Origin of the sequence: Alteripontixanthobacter maritimus (assembly GCF_003340475.1) — a bacterium.
Taxonomy (GTDB): domain Bacteria; phylum Pseudomonadota; class Alphaproteobacteria; order Sphingomonadales; family Sphingomonadaceae; genus Alteripontixanthobacter; species Alteripontixanthobacter maritimus.
Genome location: NZ_QBKA01000002.1, coordinates 2,051,573 through 2,077,318 on the forward strand (window position 1 = coordinate 2,051,573; position 25,746 = coordinate 2,077,318).

Here is a 25,746-nt window from a genome sequence, read left to right on the forward strand (position 1 = left end):
AACAGGCCCCTGCACGGCCTTACCATGCAGGGGCCCGCCCGCTTGTTCAAACTGCGAAGCCGACCTTAGTAGGTGAACCGCGCGATGAAAGTGTAGCGGCGGTCGTTTCGGAAGGCAGAACGGGTAATTCGGTTGCCGTCAAAGTCGACCAGCTGCGATGTCTCAGTCACTTCATCCAGCAGGTTCACACCCTGTACGCCAATTTTCAACTGATCGGTAATATCGTAGAAAATTGATGCGTCCAGCTGGCCCGTATCCTCGCCGAAAATGGGCGAGAACGGGAAGATCACATCACGCGGCGTCTGCAGGAATTCGGACCGCCAATTATAGGCGGCACGGGCCGACAGGGGGCCAGCTTCGTAGAACACGACCGCGTTCACCGTATGTTTGGACACGCCCGCCAAAGGCAGACCGTCCGAAAGACCCCCGAGGTTGCCAGCCAGATCCGGATTCTCAAAGTCGGAAGCGTCGACATAAGTATATGTCAACTGCGACCCCAATCCCGAAAACACCCCAGGCAGGAAGTCATAGGTCTGCTGGTAGGCTACCTCCACTCCCTTCAGCAAACCGCCCAGGTCGCCGGTCGGGACGTCGAACCGAACGTCTGTGACATCGCCTTCCGGCGAGGTAACGCTGCGGATTTCCGAACCGGCCGAGACGATCTGTTCCAGATCTTTCAGGAAGCCGCTGACTGTAAGCGAGCCGACCCTGGCAAAGTACCATTCGAAAGACAGGTCGTAATTCCAGCTTTCGGTTGCCGTCAGCTGACGGTTGCCCGTTTGAATACGGAACAACGGTCCTGTTTCCAGGATATTGGCCTGCCGCAGATCGCCGGTATTATCAATCAGCGTCCCGCCTGCGCGGTACAGCGCCAGGTCCGGCCGCGTGATGTTCTTCGACACCGCGCCGCGAATGATTTTGCCGCCTCCGAAATCGAACTTGATGTTAAAACTGGGCAACCAGGCATCGAACTTGAAGTCCGCATCGTCGTTCAATTCACCATCGCCGACGATCGAGCCGAATTCGGCCTGCCGTGCAGGCGACAATTCGCAGAATCCGGGGATATTGATGTTCCCGCCATTCGTATCGAAACCGGCGCAGGTTGCAGCGAAGTCAATATTGCCCGCACTATCGAGAGTGAAGCCGGTAAGGCTTGGAAACTCGATCAATCCGCCGGCTTCGACACTGGTCTCGACATAGCGCAGGCCGAAATTGCCGTTCACTGTAATATCGCCGCCGAAGATCGCATCGCCGTTGAAATCGATCCGAGCGTAATACGCCTCGGTACTTTCATCGACATCGGAAATTTCGCCCGGCAGGAAAACCGTACCGGGTACCAACCCGCTGCGATTGTAGATCGGGCCGTAAGGCGCGAAATCGGCAAAGTCGCCAACCCGGCGAATATCTTCCACCTGATCCACGATTTCACGGTTGAGGTAGTCACCGACCAGATCGTCGCCGCCGAAGAAGATGCCCGCGCCGCCGGGAATTGGCAACGGCACCTTGCCACGCTGGAAGTTGTCGAACGGCGTGCGCACCTGGCTGTATGGCACTTCACCTGCCAAGGCCGGATTGCCAGTCCATGGAATCGATAGATTACCCCAGTTGGAGAAGTTGGAGGAGCGCGTCACGCGATTGCGATCAGCCCAGCGTGCGCCGAACCGGATACGCTCAAGCGGACCCATGTCGAGATCGTATTCCGCATCGACACGGTAGGAGTCGAGCGAACCTTCGTTCCGCACCTGGTTATCGATTGCGAACCAGTAAAAGGACTGGTCGAAGTCCTGAAAGTAGTTGGCGCCGGCACCTTGAGGGGCGAGGAACTGTACCGACGGCGTATTCCCGGTAAGGTCGATATCGATGTTCGATCCCTTGAACTCGGTGAAGATAAGGCCGTTCTGCATCGCGGCGATAAAACCGTCTTCATTCCGGTCCGAAGTGATCCGCTGGATCTCGCCGTTAAAGCGCAAACGATCCGTCGGGCTCCAGCTGGCCTGGAACGCCAGATCTTCCGTTTCGGCCTGGTCCTCACGCTGAAAACGTAGGAATTCCGTTTCCAGCGGCTGCCCATCGTTGCGGGTCAGCGTACCCGACTGGAAAATCCCGGCATTGTCGAACTGAAACGTGGTTCCGCCGAGTGGAACGGGATACAATGCATCGTTATTGACCAACGCCAGCACCGCAAATTCGTCCAGCGTACCCTCGGTCTTGGCGCGCAGATATTCGGCCGTCAGCAACAGATTGCCGGTCGGGGATTCGTACTGGAGGATGGCGGACAAAGCATTGCGATCACGCTGCAAGGTGGTGGTGCGTGCACCGGCACCCTTGGGCACCAGCACCGAACCGTCGGGCGGAAAGTTAGTTTCGTCGAAGCCGGTGGGGCCGCCAAAGCCACCCGAACCGACATCCTGCGTGCGCAAACATGGGCCGGACAGATCAGCCGCACGATAGCAAGGATCGGTAACCTGGGAGGCATCGGTACGGGTCACAAGTTCGGACTGCGCATAGCCCAACTGGATGCCGATACGGCCCGCATCATTTTCATAAGTCTGGCTGGCCAGCACAGAAAAACCCGGGGACCACTCTTCTGCCAGATCGCCGTAATTGGCCTCTACCGTTCCTGAGATCGTTAGCCCGGGGAAATCCAGCGGCTTTCGGACCACGAGATTGACTGTGCCGGAAATGCCGCCCTCGATCATGTCGGCGGTGTTGTTCTTGAACACTTCCACACGGCCCAGCAGTTCGGGCGATATATCGTTGAAGCTGAGATTGCGCCCGCCATTGGCGGAGAAGATGTCCCGGCCGTTCAGTTCGGACCGGACATAAGGCAGACCGCGGATGACAACGCCCGAACCTTCGACCGAGAAGCGATCGGGATCGTCGCGCTGTTGGAAGCGGCTGATATTGACGCCGGGGACGCGCTGCAGCGCCTCGGCAACCGAACGGTCGGGCAAAGCGCCAATATCTTCGGCGGTAATCGCATCCACGAAAGTGTCTGCATCGCGCTTGATATTCTGCGCGTTTTCGAGACTGGCGCGAAAGCCGCTGACCACGATTTCGTTGGAAGTCTCGACAACTTCGTCCGGTTCCATCGTGCTGGGCGTTTCCTGTTCGTCCGCATCCTGGTCCTGCGCAAACGCAGGACTGGCTAGTCCGATGCATAGCGCGAGGCTGGATACCGTCATGAGGCTGCGAAGCCGGCCGTCAGGGCCGGTGGTGAGCTGAGTGCTAGTAGACATGTGATCCTCCCGAAAATCGCGGTTCGAAAATTTCGAATCCGCCCGCCCCGCACACATTGCCGGTGCATAGATCGGGCTTCCATTTTGCGGCTATCGCATATTGTTAGCGTTCACAAGAAACAAATGAACGTTCACAATCGACACTGACACGATGTTGCAATATGGCCACAAGAGGCCGGGCAGGATAGTCCGGCCAATGGGCTTACAGCAGGATATCTGACGCGCATGGCTATCGGAAAAATCGTTATCGTGGGTGGCGGCACGGCGGGTTGGATGGCGGCGGCGGCCATGTCGCGGCTGGTTTCGGGCAACGACGTGTCCGTCACGCTGGTGGAAAGCGAGCAGATCGGCACGGTTGGCGTGGGGGAGGCGACCATTCCGCACTTCGTCGACTTCAACCGTCTCCTCGATATCGACGAACGCGAAATGTTGAGCGAGGTGCAGGGCACGTTCAAGCTGGGTATCCAGTTCGTCAACTGGGGTCAGATCGGGGAGAGCTATTTCCACCCGTTCGGCAATTACGGCTATCAGATCGACGGGGTCGATTTTCACAATATCTGGCTGAAGCAACGGATGGAAGGCAACGATCGCCCGATCCACGCCTTCAGCGCCGAAACCATCGCCGCAATGCATCGCAAGTTCAGCCGCACGGAAGACTTCCAGCGCGACGATCTACCGCCGATCAATTACGCCTATCATCTGGATGCGGGCCGCTACGCCCAATACCTGCGGAAATATGCCGAAGCGCGCGGCGCTGTCCGGCGTGAAGGCAAGGTGGCGGATGTCGCGTTGTATGGCGAAACCGGCCATGTCGCATCTGTGACGCTGGACAGCGGCGATGTGATCGAAGGCGATTTCTTCATCGATTGCTCCGGCTTTCGCGGTCTGCTGATCGAACAGGCGCTAGCGTCAGGCTATGAGGATTGGAGCCAGTGGTTGCCCTGCAACCGCGCGGTCGCCCTGCCATGCACCAATGATGGCGGCACCCTGCCCTACACCCGCGCCACCGCGCACAGCGCCGGCTGGCAATGGCGCGTCCCCTTGCAGGAGCGCAACGGTAACGGCCACGTCTATTGCAGCGAGTACATGTCCGACGATGAAGCGCACGCGATCCTGCGCAACAATCTGGATGGCGAGGTGCTGGCCGAGCCTAATTTCCTGCGCTTCACCACCGGGCGTCGCAACAAGTTCTGGAACGGCAATGTGGTGGCGCTGGGGCTGTCGGCAGGCTTCATGGAGCCGCTGGAATCCACGTCCATCCATCTTATCAACACCGGCATTTCCAAACTGGTGGCGCTGTTTTCCCTAGACGGCGTGACGCAGGCGCAAGAGGATGCGTTCAACCGGCTGACAGGCAAGGAATATGCCCGCATCCGCGATTTCCTGATCCTGCATTACAAGGCCACCCAGCGCACCGACAGCGCGTTCTGGGATTACTGCCGCACGATGGACGTGCCCGAAACCTTGCAGGAAAAGATCGACCTGTTTCGCGCCAACGGCCAGATCTTCCGCGAGGAGGACGAACTGTTCACCGCCACCAGCTGGGTCGCGGTGATGCTGGGCCAAGGCATCGCGCCGACCGGATACAACCCGATGACCGCCACGCTAAAGGAACCAGCGCTGAGCGAGGAGCTGTCCGAAGTCGAACGGTCCATCACCCACCTGGTCGGCGCCATGCCATCGCATAGGGACTATGTGCAGAAATACTGCCCGGCGCCTGCAACCATGTCCTGAAATCTATTTCCCTGACCCGGAATGGCCCCGATCGCTGACAAACCAGCGACCGGGGCGCAGAATCAGGTGCATTTGGCGTCAGGCAGTGCCGGTGATTGCCTTCACTTCCATGAAATCTCGCATGCCGTGCACGCCGCCCTCGCGGCCATTGCCGGATTGCTTGTACCCGCCAAACGGAGCGCCCGGAGCAGGGGCCCAGCTGTTGACCGAGACCATGCCCGCGCGCAGCCTCGGGGCGATTTCGGACGCAGCCTGCGGATCGCCGGAAATCACGGCGGACAGGCCGTAATCGGTATCGTTCGCAATGGCGACGGCCTGATCGAGATCGTCATACTTCATGATCGTGACGACGGGACCAAAGGTTTCTTCCTTCGCAATCCGCATGTCGGGTGTCACGCCGCTGAAGACGGTCGGCTTGATATAATAGCCGCGATTGACGCCCGCTGGCAGGTCCGGCCCGCCGGTTTCCAGCTTCGCGCCTTCGTCGATGGCCGAAGTGATCAGTTCGCGGATCTTGTCATGCTGGGTCTTGTTCACGACCGGGCCCATATGGCCGCCTTCGACCATCGGATCGCCCACTTCCTGCGAATTGACGATCCGGTTGGTGACGGCGATGGCCTCCGCCTCGTCATCCTTGTGCACCAGCACTCTGGTGGGGGCGATGCAGCTTTGCCCGGCATTGGCCATCACGCCGCCGATGGTTGGCGGGAGCACCTCTTCCAGCTTCGCACCGGGCAGCACGATGTTGGGCGCCTTGCCGCCCAGTTCCTGATGCACGCGTTTCAGCGTATCTGCTGCCGCCTTCGCCACCAGGATCCCTGCGCGGGTGGAGCCGGTGAAGCTGACCATGTCGATGCCCGGATGGGCTGAAATCGCCTCGCCCACGGTCGGCCCGTCACCCTGCACCAAGTTGAAGACGCCGGGGGGAACACCGGCAGCGTCCAGTATTTCGGCGAAGATGGCCGCGTTGCCGGGGCATTCCTCCGACGGTTTCAGCACGATGGTGTTGCCGCCGGCCAGCGCGGGCGCGACTTTCAGCGCGATCTGGTTCAGCGGCCAGTTCCATGGGGTGATCATGCCGACCACGCCAATGGGCTCGTACACCACTTTTGTCTTGCCCTCCTGCTGTTCGAATTCGAAGTTCTGCAAGGCCGGAATGGTGGACAGGAACGCGCCGAGACCGGCAGGCGCCTGCGCGGCAGAAGCGAAACTGACAGGCGCGCCCATTTCGGCGGCCATCGATTTTGCAAGGTCGGGAATACGTTTCTTGTATTCTTCCACAATGCGGCCGAGCAATTCGGCGCGTTCTTCGCGGCTGGTCTGGCTGAACGAGGCGAAGGCGCGGCGCGCGGCGTCAACGGCGGCATCGACATCAGCCTTGGTGCCCAAAACCACCTTCGTCACCGGTTCTTCGGTCGAGGGGCTGATCACGTCATGCGCCGTTCCGCCGTTTGAATCCACCCATTTGCCGTCGATGTAATTCTGTTCGTAGCTGTTCATCATGCCGTCTCCCTTGTGTTGCGTGTTGCAACCTATCTAGGGAACGGAGCGCAGATTGCACGATGGATTCCCTTATGACCGCGATAATGCCGGTAGGGACAGCGTGGCGGCCAGCCGATAAGGAGATGTCGCCATGCAGATCTTGCTCCTCGTCATCGCCTTCGCTGTAACGGCGTTGCTGTATGCCTCGGTCGGGTTCGGCGGCGGATCGACCTATACCTCCCTGCTGGCGTTGGCCGAGATCGATTACCGGCTAATCGCGCCTGTTTCGCTGATCTGTAACGTGCTGGTGGTGGCGGGTGGTACCTGGCGCTTCCACCGAGCCGGAGCGATCGAATGGGGCCGTATTTGGCCGCTATTCGCCGCCTCGCTTCCGCTGGCGCTGGTCGGCGGGTCGCTGGAGGTTCCGCGCGAAGTTTTCCTTGGCCTGTTGGGACTGTCGTTGCTGGTCGCAAGCGCCTTGATGCTGTTGCGGCGCGGCGCCGGCGAACCGGTCGCCATCGTGCCGCCGCCCACCGCAAAAGGGATGGCTGCAACTGCTGCAACTGGCGGCGCGCTCGGCTTCCTGTCCGGCATCGTGGGCATCGGCGGCGGGGTGTTCCTTGCGCCGATCCTCTATCTCACCCGCTGGCAGAGCGCGCGCGCGATAGCCGGCACAGCCAGCGCGTTCATCCTGTTCAACTCGCTCGCCGGGCTGGCGGGGCAGCTTTCCAAGGATGGCCGCGCCGAGGGTGTGGTGCAATTCTGGCCCTTGTTCGTGGCAGTCGTCCTGGGCGGCCAGATCGGCAGCTGGCTGGGGGCGGTGCGCCTGCCGCGCCGGGCGCTGGAAGTTGGCACGGCGCTGCTTATCCTGTTCGTAGCGCTGCGGCTGCTATGGCAGCTATTCAGGTCCCAATTCGCCTGAGCCAGTCGCATTTGTTCGCACCTGCAAAATAAATCCGCTGGCAGGTGTATGTTTAGCGCGCAAAAGCGCCTATCTGGCCCGCCATGCCTTTTAAAAACTGTCCGCCGGTTCTCGGCGAAGCGCTGACCGAACGCGGTTATAGCGAACTCACACCTGTTCAGACCTCCGTTCTGGCAGACGATGCAGCAGGACGCGATCTGGTCGTGTCGGCGCAGACCGGCTCCGGCAAGACGGTCGCGTTCGGCCTCGCCATGGCGCCCGATATGTTGGGCGATATGAGCGGCAATTCCGCGCAGATGGCTATCGCGCAGGCTCCGCTGGCGCTCATCATTGCCCCGACGCGCGAACTGGCCCTGCAAGTAAGCCGCGAGCTGACATGGCTGTATGCTGCCGCTGGTGCGCGCATCGCAACTTGCGTGGGCGGGATGGACGCATCGAAGGAACGGCGCGCCCTGCGTAACATTCCGCATATCGTGGTCGGCACGCCGGGCCGCTTGCGCGATCACCTGGAACGCGGCGCGCTCGACCTGTCCGCGCTTACCACTATCGTTCTGGATGAAGCGGACGAGATGCTCGACATGGGTTTCCGCGAGGATCTGGAAGAGATCCTCGACGCGACGCCGGAGCAGCGCAGGACCTTGCTGTTCTCTGCCACTATTCCGCCGCAGATCGCCAAGCTCGCCAAGCGTTACCAGAAGGACGCCCTGCGGATTTCGACCGTCGGGGAAGATCGCGGGCATGGCGATATCAGCTATCAGGCGATGACCGTGTCGCCCTCCGAAATTGAGCGCGCGGTGGTCAATTTGCTGCGCTTTCACGAGGCGGAAACGGCCATGCTGTTCTGCGCCACGCGTGACAATGTGCGGCGGCTGCACAGCGCCTTGCAGGAACGCGGATTTGGCGTGGTGGCGCTGTCGGGCGAGCACAGCCAGCAGGAACGCAACCAAGCGCTGCAGGCCTTGCGTGACCGCCGGGCGCGGGTTTGCGTGGCGACCGATGTCGCATCGCGCGGCATCGATTTGCCTACATTAAGCCTGGTCATCCATGTGGAAATACCGCGCGACGCACAGACCTTGCAGCACCGATCCGGCCGCACCGGCCGCGCGGGCAAGAAGGGCACCGCCGTGCTGGTGGTCCCCTACACCCGCCGCAAACGCGTGGCCTCCATGCTGCGCGGCGCGAAGATCGAGGCCGACTGGATTGAAGCGCCGACGCCTGAATCGATCAAGGCGCAGGACCGCGAACGCCTCCTGTCGGCCTTGATGGCACCGGGCCAGTTCGATGACGAAGACCGCGCGCTGGCAGAGCGCCTGATGGCGGAACGCGAACCGGCCGATATCGCCGCCGCGCTGGTACAGGCGCACCGTGCCGCCATGCCGCAGCCTGAGGAGATGTTGCCCAACACGCCGGAAGCACGACAGGCGGATAAGCAAGACCGTCAGCGCCCCGGGTTCGAAGATATCGTCTGGTTCAAGATGGATGTGGGGCGTAAACAGAACGCGGAAGCGCGCTGGATTCTGCCGCTGCTATGCCGCCGCGGTCACATCACCCGCAATGAGATCGGCGCGATCCGGATCGGGCAGGAACAGACCCATTTCCAGGTTCCCCGCGCCGTGGCGGACAAGTTCACTGCCGCGCTGGAACGCACCGCTGATTCAGCGGCCGAAGATGGTAGCGACATTCCTATCGCTCCTGCACCAGAAGGCCCGCCGCCGCAGCAACATCGCGGCGGTCCGCGCAGAGGTGGTCCCGGTGGAGGGCATGGCGGCGGTCACGGTGGGGGCGGCAAGAAACCATTCGTTCGCGGCAAGCCCAAGCCAGGCGGCAAACCGTTCGGCAAGGGCGGCAAGCCGGGCGCACCGTTCAAGGGTAAAGGCGGCGGCGACAGCAATGATGCTGGCGGCGAGAAACCCGGCCAGTTTCAAAAAGCGCCCTTCAAGAAGGCGAAGCACAAGAAGCCCGGCAAGAACGCTGGCAAGCCAAAGCACAAGCCCAAACCGCAAGACTGACCGGTCTATACTTGATGCCGAAGAGCGCGCTCCTGTCAGGTCGCGCTCTCCGGCTTCACATCATTCCCACCAATACGGAGCGCGTTTGCCGTCGCCCGTGACGATCTCGTTCATGGTCGCCGCATCGTACGCTCGCCCGCCCAGCATCACCGTTTCCACCCGTTCGGTATTGCGGATATTGTCGAGCGGATCGCCGTCGAGAATGACCAGATCTGCCAGCTTCCCCACTTCCAGACTGCCGATTTCGGTATCCATGCCGAGCGAGCGGGCGGAATCGATGGTGGCCGTCTTCAACGCTTGTAGCGGGCTCATCCCGCCGCGCACGAAGGACCAGATTTCCCAATGCGTGGCGATCCCGGCCTGCTGGCCGTGTGCGCCGATGGAAACCTTCACCCCGCGATCGGCAAGCTTCTTCGCCTCGCGCGCCACATCGTCATCGATGAAATCGCCTTCGGGCGCGGTAGTGCGGCGGGCGTTCCCAGCGCGCAGGATCGCAGGCGGCGTGTGCGCCATCAGCAATGGCTGCGCGAACACATCTGTCGCCTGCCGCCAGTAGGGATCACCGGCAAGACCGCCATATCCCACCACCAGCGTGGGAGTATAATTGGTGTCCGACTGGGCGAAGAACTGCAGCACGTCTTCATACATCACGTTGACCGGAATGTTGTGTTCCAGCGTGGAATTGCCGTCCGCCACCAGGTTCATGTCCATCCCGAACAGCGAACCGCCTTCGGCCACCACCAGCATGTTTTCCCGCCGGGCGGCTTCCACCACCATCTGGCGCTGTTCGCGGCGCGGCTGGTTGTAGTTTTTAACAGACGGCGCGCCTTCGGCCTTGAGCCGGCGCACATGGTCCAGCGCATCCTCCAGACTGTCGATGCGGGCATAGGCGTAGGGGTTTTTCGCGCCGTAGATAATGCGCCCGGTGCTGAACATGCGCGGGGCTACGATCATGCCGGTGCGCTGCATATCCTCCGCCACGAAAAACTCCGTGCCGCTGGATGGATCGTGAATGGTGGTGGTGCCAAGCGCGAGGTTTTGTAGCAGGCTCCAGTTCTGTTGCGGCACCAGTTCTCCATCGGCCACCGCGCCATGGGCGTGCGCATCGACGAAGCCGGGCACGATGGTCTTGCCCGCCGCATCGATGGTGCGGGCACCGCGAGGAATCTCGACCGAGCCTGCCGCCCCGATGGCTGCAATCTTGCCGCCCTGCACAATGACCGTTCCGTTTTCGATGACCCCGCCATCATCGCCGCGCATGGTTATGATCTTCGCGCCGGTGATGGCGACCGTCCCGGACGGTGCAGGCGCTGCGTCGACCGTGCGGAGCATGGAAACGCCGGTTGTGGGCGGCGTGTAGCCTGCGCGCTCCTCTCCTTCGGCGGCGGGCGAGGCTGCGAACAGTTCGCTTTGCCGCGCGCTGTAGAGAGTGGGGCCGAGCGCCCAGTGCACGCGTTCTTCCGCGCCGCGCGCCCCTTGCGACCAGTGAACGTAATCCGCGCCGGAATCCGACAGTTCGACCACTGGCACGTTCTTGGCATTGGCGGAGATCGACACCGCCTGGCCGCCCGGCATCAGCGGCATGGCGAACGCATCGTAATTTTCGGTGAAGGCGAAATAATTGCCCGATGGCGACACGGAGTAAGACGTGACAAGCTCGCCCTTGGCATGGACGCGCTCGTCCTGTCCGTTGAGATCGGTGGAAATGAGCTGCTGCGCGCCGCCGTCAGAGCTGGTCATGAACACCCGGTCATTCGCCGCACCAAAATGCGGGCGGCCGGCATTGCGGCTCAGCAGGGTCGGCGCGCCGCCAGAGGTGGCTATGCGATAGGCACCGGGATTATCGCTATATTCGGGTGCCGTCAGGTATCCGCCGGTGCCCTGTTCGAACACGATGGTGCGGCCATCGGGGGAGAAGTGCGGGTTGGCATAGTGCCCCGGCTGTGTTGTGACTGTGCGGCCGCCCCGCCCACGCGCATCCATGGTGCGAATTTCGCCCAGCCCGTCATCCGTCCAGCGGACATAGACCAGCCGCGATCCGTCGCGTGACCAGCTGGGGTGAAGTTCTACCCCGCTCTCATCCTGGGTAAGCCGGCGCGGCGTGCCGCCGCCTGCGGGCATGGTGTAAAGCTTGCCCAAACTTTCGAAGACTACGCTACGCCCGTCCGGCGATACGCGCGGGAAGCGGGACATGGACACATCCACCCGGTCCACATGGACAGGGATGACAGGATGCGGCGCATCGGCCAGATTGTGCATGTCGTCGATGGCAAACGGTATGACCGATGCTGCGCCGCCAGCCGCTGCAACGCGCCTGATCTTGCCGCCCGCCCAGAACACGATGTCCCGGCTGTCGGGCGTCCACGCCATGTTGGGATAGACGCCGGTCACGGCCCAGGTTTCCTGCACATCCTGATCGAGATCGTCGTAGATCTTGCGTTCGGCTCCGCTGGCCAGATCCTTCACGAACAGCTTGGAACGGGTGTTTTCGCGCCGCACGAAGGCGATCTTTTTACCGTCTGGCGAAGGCTGCGGTCGCACTGCCCCGCCCAGCCCGCCAACCGCCGTGGTCCGCTCCCCGGAGGCAAGGTCGTAGCGTTCGATGTTGAACAGCTCGGTATTGGAGTCCTGCGCGTATTCGAAAATCGGCCCACCGGTCACGTTGCGGGTGAAATAGATCGCGCTGCCATCGGGCGCATAAGTCGGCTCGCCCAGTTCTTTCTGATGTTGCGGATTGGGCCGTTCGACCAGCGCCACGCCGCTGCCGCCGGACACGTGATACAGCCACACCTCGCCTGTGCCGAGCGAACGGCCCGTAGTGAAGTGCTTCTTGGCGGCGATGAACTGCCCGTCGGGTGACCAGCTGGGCTGATTGAGAAGGCGGAAATCTTCCTTCGTCAGCTGCCGCTTGTCCGACCCGTTGGCGTTCATGATCCAGATATTGTCACCCCCGCCCCGGTCGGAGGTAAATGCGATGCGGCTGCCATCGGGGGAGAAGCGCGGATGCACTTCCCACGCAAGGCCTTCCGCAATACGCGTCGGCGTGCCGCCCGTGATCGGCATGGTGTAGATATCGCCCAACATGGTGAAAGCGATAGTGCGCCCGTCGGGTGAAACGTCCACATCCATCCAGGTGCCTTCGTCGGTGCGGATCGGTACCTGTTTGATGGTGAAGCCCGGCGGGGCGTTCACGTCCCACTTCGCATCCGCCTCGTCCGCAGGGGCCGCTGGGGCGACATCGGTCTCGACCGTCTGCGCGAGGTCCGCATCGGGGGCGGTGACCGGGCGCCGGGTCTCGTCCTCCGTCGTTTCGGTTTCCTCCACTGGATCGGGAGCCACGGCCGGTTGTTGTGCCGGTTCCTGCGCCAAGGCCGTGGTCGACAACAGGCTGGCGATTAGTGCGACGGTGACGGGTATCGATCTGGTCATGGGCGGTCTCTCCGAAACAGGGACGCCGACCCTAGGAAACGCGCCCTCGCCTGTCACAGGAAATTTCAGGCTTTAAGGCGCGGTCGCGGTCGCGGTCGCTGTCGGCCAACCCCGCATTCGAACCTTGCCAACCCTGCGGCCCTGCAATAGCCAGCGAACCGCTCCATCCGGCGCTTGGCCAAGACCAGAAAGTTTCTATGCGACTATCGAAATACGTGTTGCCCTTGCTCCGCGAGGACTCGAGCGAGGCGCAGATTGCCAGCCACCAGCTGATGCTGCGTGCCGGACTCGTCAGACAGGTCGCTGCAGGCATTTATGCCTGGATGCCGCTGGGGCTTCGCGTGCTCGACAAGATTGCCGGAATCGTGCGCGAGGAACAAGACCGCGCTGGCGCCATCGAGATGCTGATGCCCACCATCCAGCCCGCCGAATTGTGGCGGGAATCCGGGCGTTACGGAGCCTATGGTCCGGAAATGCTGCGGATCAAGGATCGGCACGACCGCGATCTGCTGTTCGGACCGACAGCCGAGGAAGTCGTCACCTCTTTGATGCGCAGTTCGATGAACAGTTACCGCGACCTGCCGCGCACATTGTACAATGTCCAGTGGAAGTTCCGCGACGAAATCCGCCCCCGGTTCGGCGTCATGCGCGGGCGCGAGTTCCTGATGAAGGATGCCTATTCCTTCGATCTCGACAACGCATCGGCCCGCCAGAGCTACAACCGGATGTATGTGGCCTATCTGCGCACCTATGCGCGGATGGGTTTGCACGCGATTCCCGTAAAAGCCGATCCCGGTCCGATTGGCGGGGACATGAGCCACGAGTTCATCGTTCTGGCAGGCAATGGCGAAAGTGACGTATTCTATCACCGCGAATGGGATGCGAACGCTAAATATGAGTTGCCCGATGCCACTGACGATAGCGCTATCGATGCCTTCGTGGCGGAGCGTACCAGCCATTACGCTGCGACCGACGAAATGCGCGACGAAAGCCGCGAAGCCGAACTGGCCGACCAGATACGGACAGCGCGCGGGATCGAGGTCGGCCATATCTTCAACTTCGGTACCAAATATTCAGAATCTATGGGCCTCAAGGTGCAGGCGAGAGATGGCGGGCTGGTTGCGCCGCAAATGGGCAGTTACGGCGTGGGCATCTCCCGCCTTGTCGGAGCGATCATCGAGGCCTCGCATGACGATGCCGGGATCGTCTGGCCGGAAGCGGTGGCTCCTTTCAGAGTGGGCATCATCAATATTCGCGCCAACGACGAAGCCAGCGCGGCGGTTGCGGACAAGCTCTACCGCCAGCTGACCGACGCCGGCATCGAAGTGCTGTATGACGATCGCGACGATCGCGGCGGAGCGAAATTTGCCGCGATGGATTTGATCGGCCTGCCCTGGCAGGTCGTCATCGGACCCAAGGGCGTCGAGCGCGGCACGTTCGAACTGAAATGCCGCGCCACGGGCAAGCGGGAAGACCTGTCATACGATGAACTGATTGCGCGCTTCACCGGCTGACCGTGCTGAGCAATGTCGCTTCTGACAATATCCATTCTCTGGCAGCAACACCGAAACAGTGCCCAAGCGGTCGGAGTAGCTTGCGCATAACGTTTGATAGCTATCCCTTACGGTTCGCAACCTTCCATCCAATATGGCGTTGCAGCTTCATGAGGGGACAGACCATCACCAGCCTGCCGAATGCCGAAAGTGTAGCCGAACAGGCAGATGATGCGGTGTTGGCGCGTGCTTTCGAGGATCACGTGCGCGATGCGGAGTTCCCATGCGTGGGCGCGAAATCGGCGCTGGCACGGGGAACCCTGCAAACGGTCGTCTGTCACGATCTGACCAGCGGGTGGGACGATCTGCGCATTCATCGTGAATTGCTGAACTGGTCCAGCGACTATGCGGACGAACTGAAGGATGCGGAAGAATTTGCCGAAACATCGGGCCGCCCGATGACCCCGCCGCAATTTCGCTCGCTCGCTTTCATTTTCCGGAATGCACCCGCAATGCAGGAAGCCGAGTTCGAGAAGCATTTGTGGACCCGGCTCCAGTCGCTTGCCGACAAGGATGTTTGGCTGGAGCAGGATTACGACGATACCGTCAGCCCCGATCCCGACGATCCGCACTTCGGCCTGAGTTTCGGTGGGCAGGCCTATTTCGTGGTCGGAATGCATGCCGCCGCCTCGCGCCCTGCACGGCGGTTCCAGCGTCCGGTGCTTGTGTTCAACCTGCACGACCAGTTCGAACAGCTGCGCACTATGGGCCGCTACGAACGGCTCCGCTCTGCCATTCTCGACCGCGATGTGGCACTGGCCGGCGATGTGAACCCGATGCTGGCGCGCCACGGTGAACGTAGCGAAGCGGCGCAGTATAGTGGCCGCAAGGTCGGCGGCGAATGGCAATGCCCGTTTTCCGATAAGCGCGCCGATACATGAACGACACAACGAGCATCCCGCCGCGCAGCGGGGCGGCTTTCACGCTTGCCAAGGGTGAGTTGCTGACTGTCATCGATCCGGAAGGCATGCAGGTGTCCGATATGCTTGCTTACGGGAAAGACGACGTGCGCGAGGTGATCTCGAACGGGCGCACCTTCGATTACGAGGAAACGATATCGCTTACTAAGGGCAATGTGCTGTGGTCCAACCGTTCGCGTAAGATGCTGGCCATCATCGAGGATACCGTCGGTCGGCACGATTTTCTGCTTACCCCCTGCAGCACAGACACGTTCCGCCATTTTTATCCCGACAAGCCTGTCCATCGCGGCTGCTTCGGCAATCTGGCAGAAGCACTGGCGCCTTACGGCATCGAGGCGGATGCAATCCCGTGCGCATTCAACATTTTCATGAACGTTCCGGTTAATGGCAAGACCGGGCAGCTGGAAGTCCTCCCGCCTAGTAGTAAGCCTGGGGACTACATTACGATGCGGGCGGAGATGGATCTTGTGGTGGGGCTGACTGCCTGTTCCGCCTACGCGTCCAACGGCGGCAGCTTCCGCCCGATCGATTATCGGATCACCAGGGACGGTGCAGCTACCTAAATTATAGCTTCGCCGCTTTCTCCGCCAACCTCGCCAGCGCGTGTTCCAGGTCCCCGGCGAACCGGTCGATCTGCTCAGGTAGATACTGGGCAACGCCTTCTAGATTAACGAACTGATTATCCGGATTGGCACCGCCCTCCCCGCGATCCAGACGCCTGAAGCGCATGTTGTGATACCCTCTCGACCATCGGAGAGTTGAACAACCTCTATGACAATCAAATGACACCAATACTTCCCACAGTTTTAACCCAACGCTGTAACAAAACAGATTTATTTGTAATATTGCGTCAATAAAAGTAATAATTTCGACTGAAAGAAAACTGTCACAGCAATGCCCTAGTCAACTGATCGAGCGATGACGAATCGCCGTTGTTTCGACGCAATCGAGGGGCATTTCGCCATGAAAACTTCCTATCGTGTACTGTTTATGGGCTGTAGTGCGCTGGCGTTGGCCGGGTGTGGTCCAGACGAAATCTCCTCACCTGGGACAGGCGGTGACGTCATAATCAATAATCCTGCACCAACACCTGCACCAACCCCAACGCCTACACCGACTCAGACGGTATCGGCTGCGAGCGGGTGTCCCACCATCAGCGATGCGCAGGGCCTGACCGACGAAGGCACGATCAGCGGTCCGACCGGCCAATACCGCATCTGTGCAATGCCGGCGCGGTTCAACACATCTTCCACACTGCCTTACATCGAAGGCCTGCTGTACCGGATGCCCGGCCGCGTCGATGTCGGTACCGATGGTGGTCCGACCGCATCGGCGGCGGACACCAATGTTACTCTTTCCATCGAACCAGGTGCGATGGTTTACGCCAGCGGCGCCGCCTTTTTGATGGTCAATCGCGGCAACCAGATCGATGCAGAAGGAACCGCCGAGCGACCGATCATTTTCACCAGCCGTGACAACGTGCTGGGGCTGAATTCGGACAGCTCGTCCGGCCAATGGGGCGGCGTCGTGTTGGGCGGCCGTGCGCCGGTCACCGATTGTATCGCGCCGGGCGCAACGCCTGGTACCACTGGATGTGAACGCCAGGTCGAAGGTGCGGCGCAGCCGGCGCTGTTCGGCGGCGCCACACCGGGTGACAGCTCGGGTTCCATGAAGTTCGTCCAGATCAGATATTCCGGCTTCGTCCTGTCCGGAGACAACGAGCTGCAATCGCTTACAACCGGCGGCTCCGGTTCCGGGACCGTGCTGGAAAATATCATGAGCTACAACAGCTCGGATGACGGCGTTGAATTCTTCGGTGGCCGCGTGAATGTCAAACGGCTGATCGTGGTCGGCGCGGAAGACGACTCCATCGATACGGATACCGGAGTGAAAGCCAATCTGCAGCAGGTTATCGCTATTCAGCGGCAGGGCGCAGGCGATACGATTATCGAGGCCGACTCCACCAACGGCCTGGAAGAACAGACACCGCGTCAGAACACGATTATATCGAATGCCGTGTTCCAGCACCGCAATGCCAGCGCGTCGCAGGCAATCCGCATTCGCGGGGCGGCCGACTATACGATCGCCAATACCGTGGTCGTTGCCGATAGCGGGGTGCCCTGCATCCGGGTGGACCAGCCCGAAACGCTCCGCGCTGCGGGTGCAGGCGCGGATGAGGCAGGCCCCGTACGCTTCGAATCGACCGTGCTCGACTGCGCATCGGCATTCCGGGATGGAAGCGGCGGCGTAACCGCCGCGCAGGTTCAGGCGCGCTTCGATGCCGGATCGAACAATATTGCCGACTTCATCAACACCCTCGGGATGCTGTTCATCAATGGCAGCAACGAAAGCGGCGCCAGCGCGTTCAATGCCACCTCTCTCGGCTCGTTCTTCGAGAACCTCGCTTATGTGGGCGCGGTGCGTGACGAGAACGATGGCTGGTTCACGCAATGGACCTGCAATTCCTCTGCGGTGTCGTTCGGTAACGACAATACCGGCAATTGCGCCTCCCTACCGATCTATTGATCGGATCGCAGACCGGGCGTGGCGGGGATGCCTACCGCGCCCGGACCGATTTTCGGGACATTTGCGTCCTGCTTCTGAAGCAATTTTTGAAGGGGTCATCCCGACATGTCCACCGCGGCACAGACAATCGGCAAGCGTATGACACGCGTCCTGTTCCTCACCTCCGCGCTCACTATTCCGGCAGCGTCATTCGCACAGGATGTGAACGCGGTCCCGGTCGGCGATGACGAAGAGGAATTTGGCGAGGTCGCACCAGCGGACGGTCAGCAGGACCTTATTCCTCCCCCCGATGCGCAGGATGGCAATGTGCCAGACGCGGAGGGGCAGGACGTGGATGAGCAGGACGTGGGCGATCCCGACATATCCGTGCCGGGCGGTGGAACCATCGTCGTTACCGCACGCCGCAACCGCGACGTGACGCGCAGTTCCACACAGGTCGTTTCCGTCCTGTCCGCCACCGAAATCGCGCGCACCGGCGAAGGCGATATCGCGGGCGCGCTGAGCCGAGTCACCGGCCTTTCGACCGGCGGCAACGGGCTCGTCTTCGTGCGCGGCCTGGGCGATCGGTATTCGCTGGCCCTGCTTAACGGCTTGCCATTGCCCAGCCCCCAACCGCTAAGTCGGGTGGTTCCGCTCGACATATTCCCCACCAGCATCATCGCATCCAGCCTGGTGCAAAAAACCTACTCCGCGAATTTTCCCGGCGAGTTCGGCGGTGGCGTAATCAACCTGACCACCCGTGCCGTCCCCGAAGAAGGCTTCCTGAAGATCGGCGGCGGGATCAGCGGTGACACGCAAACCACCGGGCAGCAGGGTTTCGCGTTTTTTGGATCGGATCTCGACTGGCTTGGTTTCGACGATGGAACGCGCGACACACCGCCCAGCCTGCAGACATTTTTCGACAGCGGAGCGCGCCTGTCGGATATCGGCGTCGATCAGCAGGCTATCGCACGGGAACTGGGCAATCCGAATCTAGTCCTGACGCAGAGGCTGGACGGGGTTCCCGCCAACTTCAGCGGTTCGATCACCGGGGGCACGTCATTCGATGTATTTGGCGATGGCCGGTTCGGCGTGATCGCCACCGCATCGATCAGCAATAGCTGGCGCAACCGGGTCATCACCTCGCAAAGCGCGGTCAATGCGGACCTCGATCTCGACACCGATTTCCGCGATTTCACTACCGACAATCGCGTCGTGGTGAACGGCCTGCTCGGTTTCGGCCTGGAGATCGGTGAACACCAGTTCCGCTTCACCAATCTCTACATCCGCGACACGCTTAAACAGGCGCAACTGTCGTTCGGTGACGATTTCCAGTCAGGGTTTTCGCAGCAGATCCAGAATACCGGCTGGTTCGAGCGTCAACTGCTCGACACGCAGTTCGTCGGTGAGCTGGAATTCGGGCGGCTCGGCGTCGATATACGGGCCGGTTACGCGCAGACCCAGCGCGAGGCGCCTTTCGAATACACATTCCAGTATGTCCGCACCAACGAGCCCAACGATCCTTTCGGCGAAGTCTTCGTCAACGTACTGGACCGGCAGCGCGGCTTCGCATCGGTTGCCTTTTCGCAGCTGCGCGAAGATCTCTATTATGGCGGGATCGATGTCAGTTACCCGGTGACGGACTGGCTGGCGGCGACTGTCGGTTATGCCTACACCGATACCGACCGGCGGTCCGAACGGCGCGAGTTCTTCTTCGACGCCGACACCGGCTTTCCCGACGGCGTGGGGCTGTTCCGGCCCGATTTCCTGCTGGGCGATGCCGTCATAGATTTCTTTGATATCGGGCTTATCGAAACAACCCAGTCCGACCCCGCCTTCGCCGCTGCGCTGGATATTCACGCAGGTTACGGCAAATTGCAGATCGCCCCGGTCGATACAGTGACCATCGATTTGGGGGTGCGATATGAAACTGCCGATCAAACCGTCAATCCGATCAATGTGTTCGACATCGATTTGGGATCAAGCGCGTTGACCGCGCTGTCGAACGATTATTTCCTTCCCGCTGCGACCGTCACTTTCGAGGCGAGCGACCGGCTGCAATTGCGCGTCGCTGCGTCCAAAACCATCGCCCGCCCGCAATTTCGCGAACTGGTATTCCAGACCTATTTCGATCCGGAAACGAACCGGCAATTCAACGGCAACCCATTCCTGACCGATAGTGAATTGTTCAACGCCGAAATGCGACTGGAATACTATCTGGAACGAGACAAGAAATTGTCCATTGCCGGTTTTTACAAGGAAATCGACAGCCCGATAGAGGCGTTCTCCAGCTTTTCCGACAATGAACAGGTGACGAGCTTCGCCAACGCACCAAGCGCAAATTTGTATGGCGCAGAAGTGGATGTGCAGGCCAGTTTCGACCTGGACACCCTGGGCGGCTGGTTCGCGACCAAGCAGGCGGTCGTGTCCGCGAATTACACTTATACTCAGTCGGAAATCTCCGTTGCGGACGAAGACACGACCAATGTCTTTCCTGGCGGCACGCGGCCGGCATCAGACTTCTTCCGCGACGGCGCTGCATTGACCGGGCAATCCGACCATCTCGCCAATCTGCAGCTGGGGTTCGAAGATCTGGACCGGCTGCAGCAGCTGACCCTGCTGCTATCCTATGGCAGCAAGCGGGTGACGAGCCGCGGGACGAACGCCTTGCCGGATATTGTCGAGGAGCCCGGCCTGCAGGTCGATCTGGTCGGCCGCCAACTGGCCACGCTCTTCGGTCGGGAGTTCGAAGTGAAGGCGGAAATACGCAACATTTTCGGCCGGGATTTTGAGGAATTTCAGTCCAACGGTACCGATCGTATCGAGATCAACAGCTACGAACGCGGCACTGCATTTTCATTAAGTGTATCTGCCGAATTTTGATAATTGAACGCTGTTGAAGCTGGATCGGCTGCAGTTCGCGCGGCCGTTTTTCTTTTAACACCAACTAGGTCAGCCGATCCGCAGATCGAGCACATACCCGCGCGAACGGACCGTGCGTAAAATCGCTCCTGCCCCGACCTTGCGTAATTCCTTGCGAATGCGGCTGATGGCCACATCGACACTGCGCGCATCCAGTTCCTGGCCCGCCACATTGATGGAGGCCAGTATTTCCTCCCGGGTCAGGAGCCGGTTGGCGTTCTCGATGAAATATTTCATCAGTCTGAGGAGCGTCGGGCTGAGAAATAGCGGCTCGTCTTTCCAGAACGCAATCGAAGTCTGTTCGTCGAGCGACAGGTGGCCAATAGCCAACCGGTCGCCTTCATCCGTCATGGCCTGCCCGCTGATGGCGGCGATCTGAGCGGTGATAACGTCGAGGGTCAACGGTTCGATCAGGTAGTTATCTGCCCCGGCATCGATGGCGCGACGGCGATCTTCCAGCCGATCACGTTCCAGCATGAGGGTAATGCGCGTCTGATCCGCCGAGCGAATGGCACGAAGACGATGGCAGAGTTCAAGGCCGGAAATTTCAGGCATGATCCAATCGATATAGACCCATACAGACTGGCTTTTCAGCGAATCCAGACCGTCAATATCCAGCCGTTCGAATTCATAGACCATACCGCCCGATAATATCGTCGGGGCGTCATCCATGAAGTCGCGCGTCGAAAGTATCCTGATCGTGTGCATCAGCTCAAATTCCTCGAGCATGATATGCGACAGCGTTGTGACAGGCTCGTTACGAAACTTAAACCTTCGTTGCCTTTTTTGGCTCCCTCGACGAAACCTTACGTCAACATCGACAATGAGTTGCGGAGTGCACTGGCTCTACGTCTGTGCAAGCGATACCCTGCCGAAATTTTCAGACTTTCGTCATCTCAACGATAGATTTTGTAGCATGCGAAGAGGCATCACCAGATGGCGAACCAATTCACAGCTGAAGTTGACCGCCAGCATAAGGCAATATTGGCTTACCTGAGCCTGGCTCAATCCCTTTACACCCTGCAGCCGTGCAAATTCTATCTACGACGCCACCCCTTTGCTGTTCTGCCAATGAGTGAGGAGGACCACATCCGCAACATGTGTGAGATGTATTTCAATCGCTGCTATGAATTCAAAGAGCGCCTCAAGCGCTGCCGCAATGCGGTGGATGCGACTATAGAAGGTACCATTAACGCAGGCCCTGATGGTGGGCTACAGCGACAAGGTAGCCCCAGGCTGGAGAGATATAGCCGACAGAGGCTACCGCCGTTCCTCAGCTGAATGGGTCGCTCGCGTGAAGCGGTGCAGTAAGATGGCGGAAACCTATCTGGAAGCCGTCGCGGGGCCGTGCTTAATATATGCCCCTATTTGAAGCCTGCGGCTGCAAGAGCATCAGTTACTCCCCCGCGTCATCTAAAACGCAGAAAGCCCTGCAGCTCGCGCCGCCAAACCGGCAAAAAACCTTGGTAATTCTGCGGGGTACGTGGTGGACGCACTAGGGATCGAAGCTAGCATCCGCTGATTAAAAGTAAGCTGTTCGACGGCAGTTTTTGCCGAATTGTCACCAAGAGAGGCCGGTCAACGAGCGGTCCATAAGCCGACTATTGCGGTAAACACGCTCCTTGAAAGCAAGTCCCTATATTGCTATTGCGAATTAGTCGCAGAAAGATTAGGTGGTGGCGAATATCAAGGGAGCTATCGATGTACCGCTATCTGGTTGGCGCGCTTGCGCTGGCACCGCTTTCGCCCGTTTTCGCGCAAACCACCGATGCTGCAGGAGTGGTGTCGTCCGACACGGATGGGGAGGATACGATTGTCGTCACCGCCGCTCGAACGCAGCTACCCGCTAGCGCGCTACCGCTGACCGTCGACATTATCGATCGCGAAGCGCTCGAAAGGCAGGTCCTGGTTTCAGGCTCGACGGTCGACGCAGTCTCCGCGCTGTTGCCGTCCTTTTCTCCCACCCGGGAGAAACTGTCGGGAGCAGGGGAAAGCTTGCGTGGGCGTGCTCCGCTTTATGCTATCAACGGCATTCCCCAGTCGACGCCCGTTCGCGATGGTTCACGTGACGGCTACACGATCGACCCGTTCTTCATCGATCGCGTTGAAGTCATTTACGGCTCGAATGCACTTCAGGGTATCGGAGCCACAGGTGGCGTGGTGAACCAGGTAACTGCCGGCGCGCCACGCGAAGACGGCGTCTCTTTCCGTACCCTCTCGCAGGTTACGCTTCCCAATGGCTTCGATGGCGAGGGTATTGGTGTGAAAACAGGCGCATTGGTTGGTTATCGTGCCGGATCGTTCGATGCGAGCTTTGGTGTTACGCTTGAGAAGCGCGGAGCATTCTTCGATGGCGCGGGCAATCGCATCGGGGTCGATGGCACTCAGGGTGAAATCCAGGACAGCGATAGTTGGTCGGTTTTCGGTCGCCTCGGCTACGATCTCGCGACTGGTGCCCGTTTTGAAGTAGTCGCGAACAGGTTCGAACTCGAAGGCAATGCCAATTATGTTTCCGTTACCGGCGACCGCTCGGCCAGCATTCCATCTACCAGCGAACGTGGCGAAACGCCGGGCGCGCCGCCTTCGAACACCGCGGAACTGCTTTCAGCCTCATTGACCGACCCCGACCTCGCTGGCGGCACCTTCGTGTTGCAGGGCTTCTATAGCCGCACCAGCGACGTCTTCGGCGGCGGTGCATTTAGAATCTTTCAGGATCCAGCTATCGATCCAAGCGGAACCCTCTTCGATCAGTCGGCCAACCGGTCACGTAAGCTCGGTGCAAAGGTCAGCTACGAACGCGCGCTTCCAGGCTTTGAAGACCTTGTGTTGACCGCCGGTTTCGATGCGTTGTTCGACCGTACCACGCAGTCTCTCGTGCAAACCGATCGCGTTTGGGTACCTGAGAGCGATTTTCGGAGCCTGGCTCCCTTCCTACAGGGCAATTTGACCTTGGCCGATGGAGTAGTGCGTCTGGCGGGCGGTCTTCGCTACGAGAATGTCGAACTCAACGTTGATGATTTCACGACGCTCGCAAGCTATGGATCCGTGGATGTCGCGGGTGGCTCACCATCGTTCGACGACGTGCTTTTGAACGGCGGCATTATCATCGAGCCAATCGATGGCTTTAGGGCCTATGGAAATTATGCCGAAGGTTTCACAATCGCCGATGTCGGCCGCATCCTTCGCGGGATTACAAAGCCGGGAATCGACGTTGACAATTTCCTTTCCCTTGAGCCGGTGGTCTCGAACAATCGCGAGCTGGGCCTCGAATGGGACCGAGGCGCTCTGAAGGCTTCGGCCAGCTACTTCTGGTCGTCGAGCGACTTCGGTTCGCTTCTCGTCCTGCGAAATGATGTATTCGAAGTCGAGCGTCAGCCAATCGAGATCGAGGGTTTAGAGGCAAGTCTCGCATGGGAGACGCCGATTACCGGCCTTTTGTTGAGCGGGGGCTACGCGGCGCTTGAAGGGCAGACGGATGCGGACGACGATGGCCTCGTCGACGATGATCTAGATGGCGCAAACATGTCGCCCGACCGCGTCAACCTAGCAGCCGATTACACAACGGGACGCTTCAGCGCTCGGGCGCAAGCGCGTATGTACCTGGAGCGTCAGTTCAACGATGTTTCTATGGCTACGGACTTTGAAGGCTACACGCTGCTCGATGCATTCATTTCATACCGTGCGGACTTCGGGGATATCTCCTTTGCAGCCCAGAACCTGACCGACGAGTTCTACGTCACCTACAACAGCGATACGGTCCGGGTAACCGATAACAACCGCTTCTTCTCTGGTCGCGGGCGCACCTTTACCTTGAGCTTGCGCAGCAAATTCTGATGAAGCTTCTGTCGCTTCTACATCGCTGGACAGGCGGTTTGGTCGGTATGATGCTGGCTGTAATCGGCCTGTCCGGCACCGTTCTCCTCTGGGAAGACAGCTGGATCCTGCTGGAAGGTGCCAACGACGCACCAACCAGCAACACTGCCCAACTGGCCAAAGCGATCGAAGTTGCCGTTGAGACCGCACCCGAACTCTCCCGCGTTACGTTTGCTGGCGAGGAGATAGGGTTGCACCAGGCAATCTACGCAGACGGAAGCGGTGCGTACATCGCACAAGAGGGGATCGTTGTTGATCGCTGGTCGGGGATCTGGGAGCGGCCGGAACTGTGGTTGTTCGAACTACATCATTACCTGCTGATGGGCGAAGTTGGAAAAACCATTACCGGAGTTCTGGGTATCATCCTGTTGGCCTTCACCATCACAGGGGCGATCCTTTGGTGGCGTACCAAACAAACCTTCCGGTTCCGCCTTTGGCCGGCGCGCTACACGGCTAGCGCAATCGTCAGGCACCATCGCGATTTGGGTGTGGTCGCATCGCCTTTGTTGCTCATCGCGGCTGCCACTGGCACGATGATGGTGTTCCCGGCGATCTCTTCCGCGCTGCTGTCACCGGTCACGACTGCCGATCCCAAGCCTGAACTTCCGACCGACCTCGCATCCGTCGGCAGAAGCACTGATTGGGCAGCTGTGATGGCCAACGCTCAATCGGCTTTTCCTTCGGCTGCAGCTCGTCGATTGATGCTGCCTCCAACTCCTGAAGAACCGATTGCCATTCGTTTCCGGCAGGACTTTGAGTGGACGCCCAACGGTCGAAGCTATGCATGGGTCGCGCCAAGGACTGGAATCGTCGTTGCCAAAGATGATCCGGCGATGGGTGACACCGCTTCTGCAGTTGTCGAGAAGTTCTACCCGATACACGCCGCCAAGGTTGGTGGCATCCTCTGGCGGATTTCTATGACCTTCGCAGGGTTGGCTCTGGTGCTGCTCGGGCTCTTCGCGAGCTGGTCCTTCTGGACCGGTAAATTCAACAATCGACCGGAGAGTATCCTGCGACCAGCAAAGGCGGCCCCCTAATCCGGTTCGGAGATATTCAACTCCAAAGTCCGCTTTGGGCATTGTTTGAGGTGCGAGGTAAGTGAACTGTGGTCGACAGCTTTCATCTTCCTAGTTTGGAGGGTGAGATGTCGGGGCTTGG

At 60.0% G+C, this 25,746-nt stretch carries 15 protein-coding genes; 10 read left to right on the forward strand and 5 right to left on the reverse strand.

Features of this window, described 5'->3' with window-relative positions; translation table 11 throughout:
* Positions 1–65: 65 nt before the first annotated feature.
* On the reverse strand, positions 66–3,239 hold the full coding sequence (locus HME9302_RS10185; RefSeq protein WP_115367671.1) for a TonB-dependent receptor: 3,174 nt from the start codon (positions 3,237–3,239) through the stop codon (positions 66–68).
* Positions 3,240–3,464: 225 nt separating this feature from the next.
* Here HME9302_RS10185 and HME9302_RS10190 point away from each other — a divergent pair, with 225 nt between their 5' ends.
* On the forward strand, positions 3,465–4,973 hold the full coding sequence (locus tag HME9302_RS10190) for a tryptophan halogenase family protein (RefSeq protein WP_115366922.1): 1,509 nt from the start codon (positions 3,465–3,467) through the stop codon (positions 4,971–4,973).
* Positions 4,974–5,051: 78 nt separating this feature from the next.
* On the opposite strand, the gene HME9302_RS10195 is transcribed toward HME9302_RS10190, so the two are convergent.
* Positions 5,052–6,473, reverse strand: coding sequence for an aldehyde dehydrogenase family protein (locus HME9302_RS10195; protein ID WP_115367672.1), 1,422 nt, complete (start codon positions 6,471–6,473; stop codon positions 5,052–5,054).
* Between the two features lie 133 nt (positions 6,474–6,606).
* Here HME9302_RS10195 and HME9302_RS10200 point away from each other — a divergent pair, with 133 nt between their 5' ends.
* Both HME9302_RS10200 and HME9302_RS10205 read left to right on the forward strand, forming a co-directional pair.
* Positions 6,607–7,377, forward strand: a complete 771-nt coding sequence (locus HME9302_RS10200) for a sulfite exporter TauE/SafE family protein (RefSeq protein WP_115366923.1) — start codon at positions 6,607–6,609, stop codon at positions 7,375–7,377.
* A gap of 83 nt (positions 7,378–7,460) precedes the next feature.
* Positions 7,461–9,386, forward strand: coding sequence for a DEAD/DEAH box helicase (locus tag HME9302_RS10205; RefSeq protein ID WP_115366924.1), 1,926 nt, complete (start codon positions 7,461–7,463; stop codon positions 9,384–9,386).
* A gap of 60 nt (positions 9,387–9,446) precedes the next feature.
* Here HME9302_RS10205 and HME9302_RS10210 read toward each other — a convergent pair whose 3' ends face one another.
* Positions 9,447–12,815: an amidohydrolase family protein gene (locus tag HME9302_RS10210; RefSeq protein ID WP_115366925.1), complete on the reverse strand. Its 3,369-nt coding sequence runs from the start codon at positions 12,813–12,815 to the stop codon at positions 9,447–9,449.
* Positions 12,816–13,012: 197 nt separating this feature from the next.
* Here HME9302_RS10210 and proS point away from each other — a divergent pair, with 197 nt between their 5' ends.
* From proS to HME9302_RS10225, 3 genes are all read left to right on the forward strand, one after another.
* Positions 13,013–14,329 (forward strand): proline--tRNA ligase, encoded by a 1,317-nt coding sequence (proS, locus tag HME9302_RS10215; RefSeq protein ID WP_115366926.1) that lies wholly within the window; start codon positions 13,013–13,015, stop codon positions 14,327–14,329.
* 149 nt (positions 14,330–14,478) lie between these two features.
* A complete protein-coding gene (gene gntA, locus HME9302_RS10220) occupies positions 14,479–15,249 on the forward strand; it encodes a guanitoxin biosynthesis heme-dependent pre-guanitoxin N-hydroxylase GntA (protein WP_115366927.1) in 771 nt (256 codons plus the stop codon).
* A complete protein-coding gene (locus HME9302_RS10225) occupies positions 15,246–15,851 on the forward strand; it encodes a DUF1989 domain-containing protein (protein WP_115366928.1) in 606 nt (201 codons plus the stop codon). Before gntA ends, HME9302_RS10225 begins: the two co-directional genes overlap by 4 nt.
* Position 15,852: 1 nt before the next feature.
* On the opposite strand, the gene HME9302_RS13305 is transcribed toward HME9302_RS10225, so the two are convergent.
* Complete coding sequence (locus HME9302_RS13305) at positions 15,853–16,017, reverse strand: hypothetical protein (protein WP_181815740.1); 165 nt, start codon at positions 16,015–16,017, stop codon at positions 15,853–15,855.
* Positions 16,018–16,206: 189 nt separating this feature from the next.
* Here HME9302_RS13305 and HME9302_RS10230 point away from each other — a divergent pair, with 189 nt between their 5' ends.
* Entirely contained in the window at positions 16,207–17,814 is a 1,608-nt protein-coding gene (locus tag HME9302_RS10230; protein ID WP_326833165.1) for a hypothetical protein, read from the forward strand.
* 105 nt (positions 17,815–17,919) lie between these two features.
* Positions 17,920–20,676, forward strand: coding sequence for a TonB-dependent receptor domain-containing protein (locus HME9302_RS10235; protein WP_230079962.1), 2,757 nt, complete (start codon positions 17,920–17,922; stop codon positions 20,674–20,676).
* 69 nt (positions 20,677–20,745) lie between these two features.
* Here HME9302_RS10235 and HME9302_RS10240 read toward each other — a convergent pair whose 3' ends face one another.
* Complete coding sequence (locus HME9302_RS10240; protein WP_115366929.1) at positions 20,746–21,444, reverse strand: response regulator transcription factor; 699 nt, start codon at positions 21,442–21,444, stop codon at positions 20,746–20,748.
* 972 nt (positions 21,445–22,416) lie between these two features.
* Between HME9302_RS10240 and HME9302_RS10250 the strand changes: the two genes are divergently transcribed.
* Positions 22,417–24,549 carry a TonB-dependent receptor gene (locus tag HME9302_RS10250; RefSeq protein ID WP_115366931.1) on the forward strand — a complete coding sequence of 711 codons (2,133 nt, stop codon included), beginning with the start codon at positions 22,417–22,419 and terminating at the stop codon, positions 24,547–24,549.
* Positions 24,549–25,625, forward strand: a complete 1,077-nt coding sequence (locus tag HME9302_RS10255) for a PepSY-associated TM helix domain-containing protein (protein WP_115366932.1) — start codon at positions 24,549–24,551, stop codon at positions 25,623–25,625. The genes HME9302_RS10250 and HME9302_RS10255 overlap by 1 nt, the downstream gene beginning before the upstream one ends.
* Positions 25,626–25,746: the final 121 nt, after the last annotated feature.

Coding starts and splice junctions, on each gene's coding strand:
- HME9302_RS10205 (WP_115366924.1), top strand. CDS start 7,461: ATGCCTTTTAAAAACTGTCCGCCGGTTCTCGGCGAAGCGCTGACCGAA.
- HME9302_RS13305 (WP_181815740.1), bottom strand. CDS start 16,017: ATGCGCTTCAGGCGTCTGGATCGCGGGGAGGGCGGTGCCAATCCGGAT.
- HME9302_RS10195 (WP_115367672.1), bottom strand. CDS start 6,473: ATGAACAGCTACGAACAGAATTACATCGACGGCAAATGGGTGGATTCA.
- gntA (WP_115366927.1), top strand. CDS start 14,479: ATGAGGGGACAGACCATCACCAGCCTGCCGAATGCCGAAAGTGTAGCC.
- HME9302_RS10200 (WP_115366923.1), top strand. CDS start 6,607: ATGCAGATCTTGCTCCTCGTCATCGCCTTCGCTGTAACGGCGTTGCTG.
- HME9302_RS10190 (WP_115366922.1), top strand. CDS start 3,465: ATGGCTATCGGAAAAATCGTTATCGTGGGTGGCGGCACGGCGGGTTGG.
- HME9302_RS10240 (WP_115366929.1), bottom strand. CDS start 21,444: ATGCTCGAGGAATTTGAGCTGATGCACACGATCAGGATACTTTCGACG.
- HME9302_RS10210 (WP_115366925.1), bottom strand. CDS start 12,815: ATGACCAGATCGATACCCGTCACCGTCGCACTAATCGCCAGCCTGTTG.
- HME9302_RS10185 (WP_115367671.1), bottom strand. CDS start 3,239: ATGTCTACTAGCACTCAGCTCACCACCGGCCCTGACGGCCGGCTTCGC.
- HME9302_RS10235 (WP_230079962.1), top strand. CDS start 17,920: ATGTCCACCGCGGCACAGACAATCGGCAAGCGTATGACACGCGTCCTG.
- proS (WP_115366926.1), top strand. CDS start 13,013: ATGCGACTATCGAAATACGTGTTGCCCTTGCTCCGCGAGGACTCGAGC.
- HME9302_RS10250 (WP_115366931.1), top strand. CDS start 22,417: ATGTACCGCTATCTGGTTGGCGCGCTTGCGCTGGCACCGCTTTCGCCC.
- HME9302_RS10230 (WP_326833165.1), top strand. CDS start 16,207: ATGACGAATCGCCGTTGTTTCGACGCAATCGAGGGGCATTTCGCCATG.
- HME9302_RS10255 (WP_115366932.1), top strand. CDS start 24,549: ATGAAGCTTCTGTCGCTTCTACATCGCTGGACAGGCGGTTTGGTCGGT.
- HME9302_RS10225 (WP_115366928.1), top strand. CDS start 15,246: ATGAACGACACAACGAGCATCCCGCCGCGCAGCGGGGCGGCTTTCACG.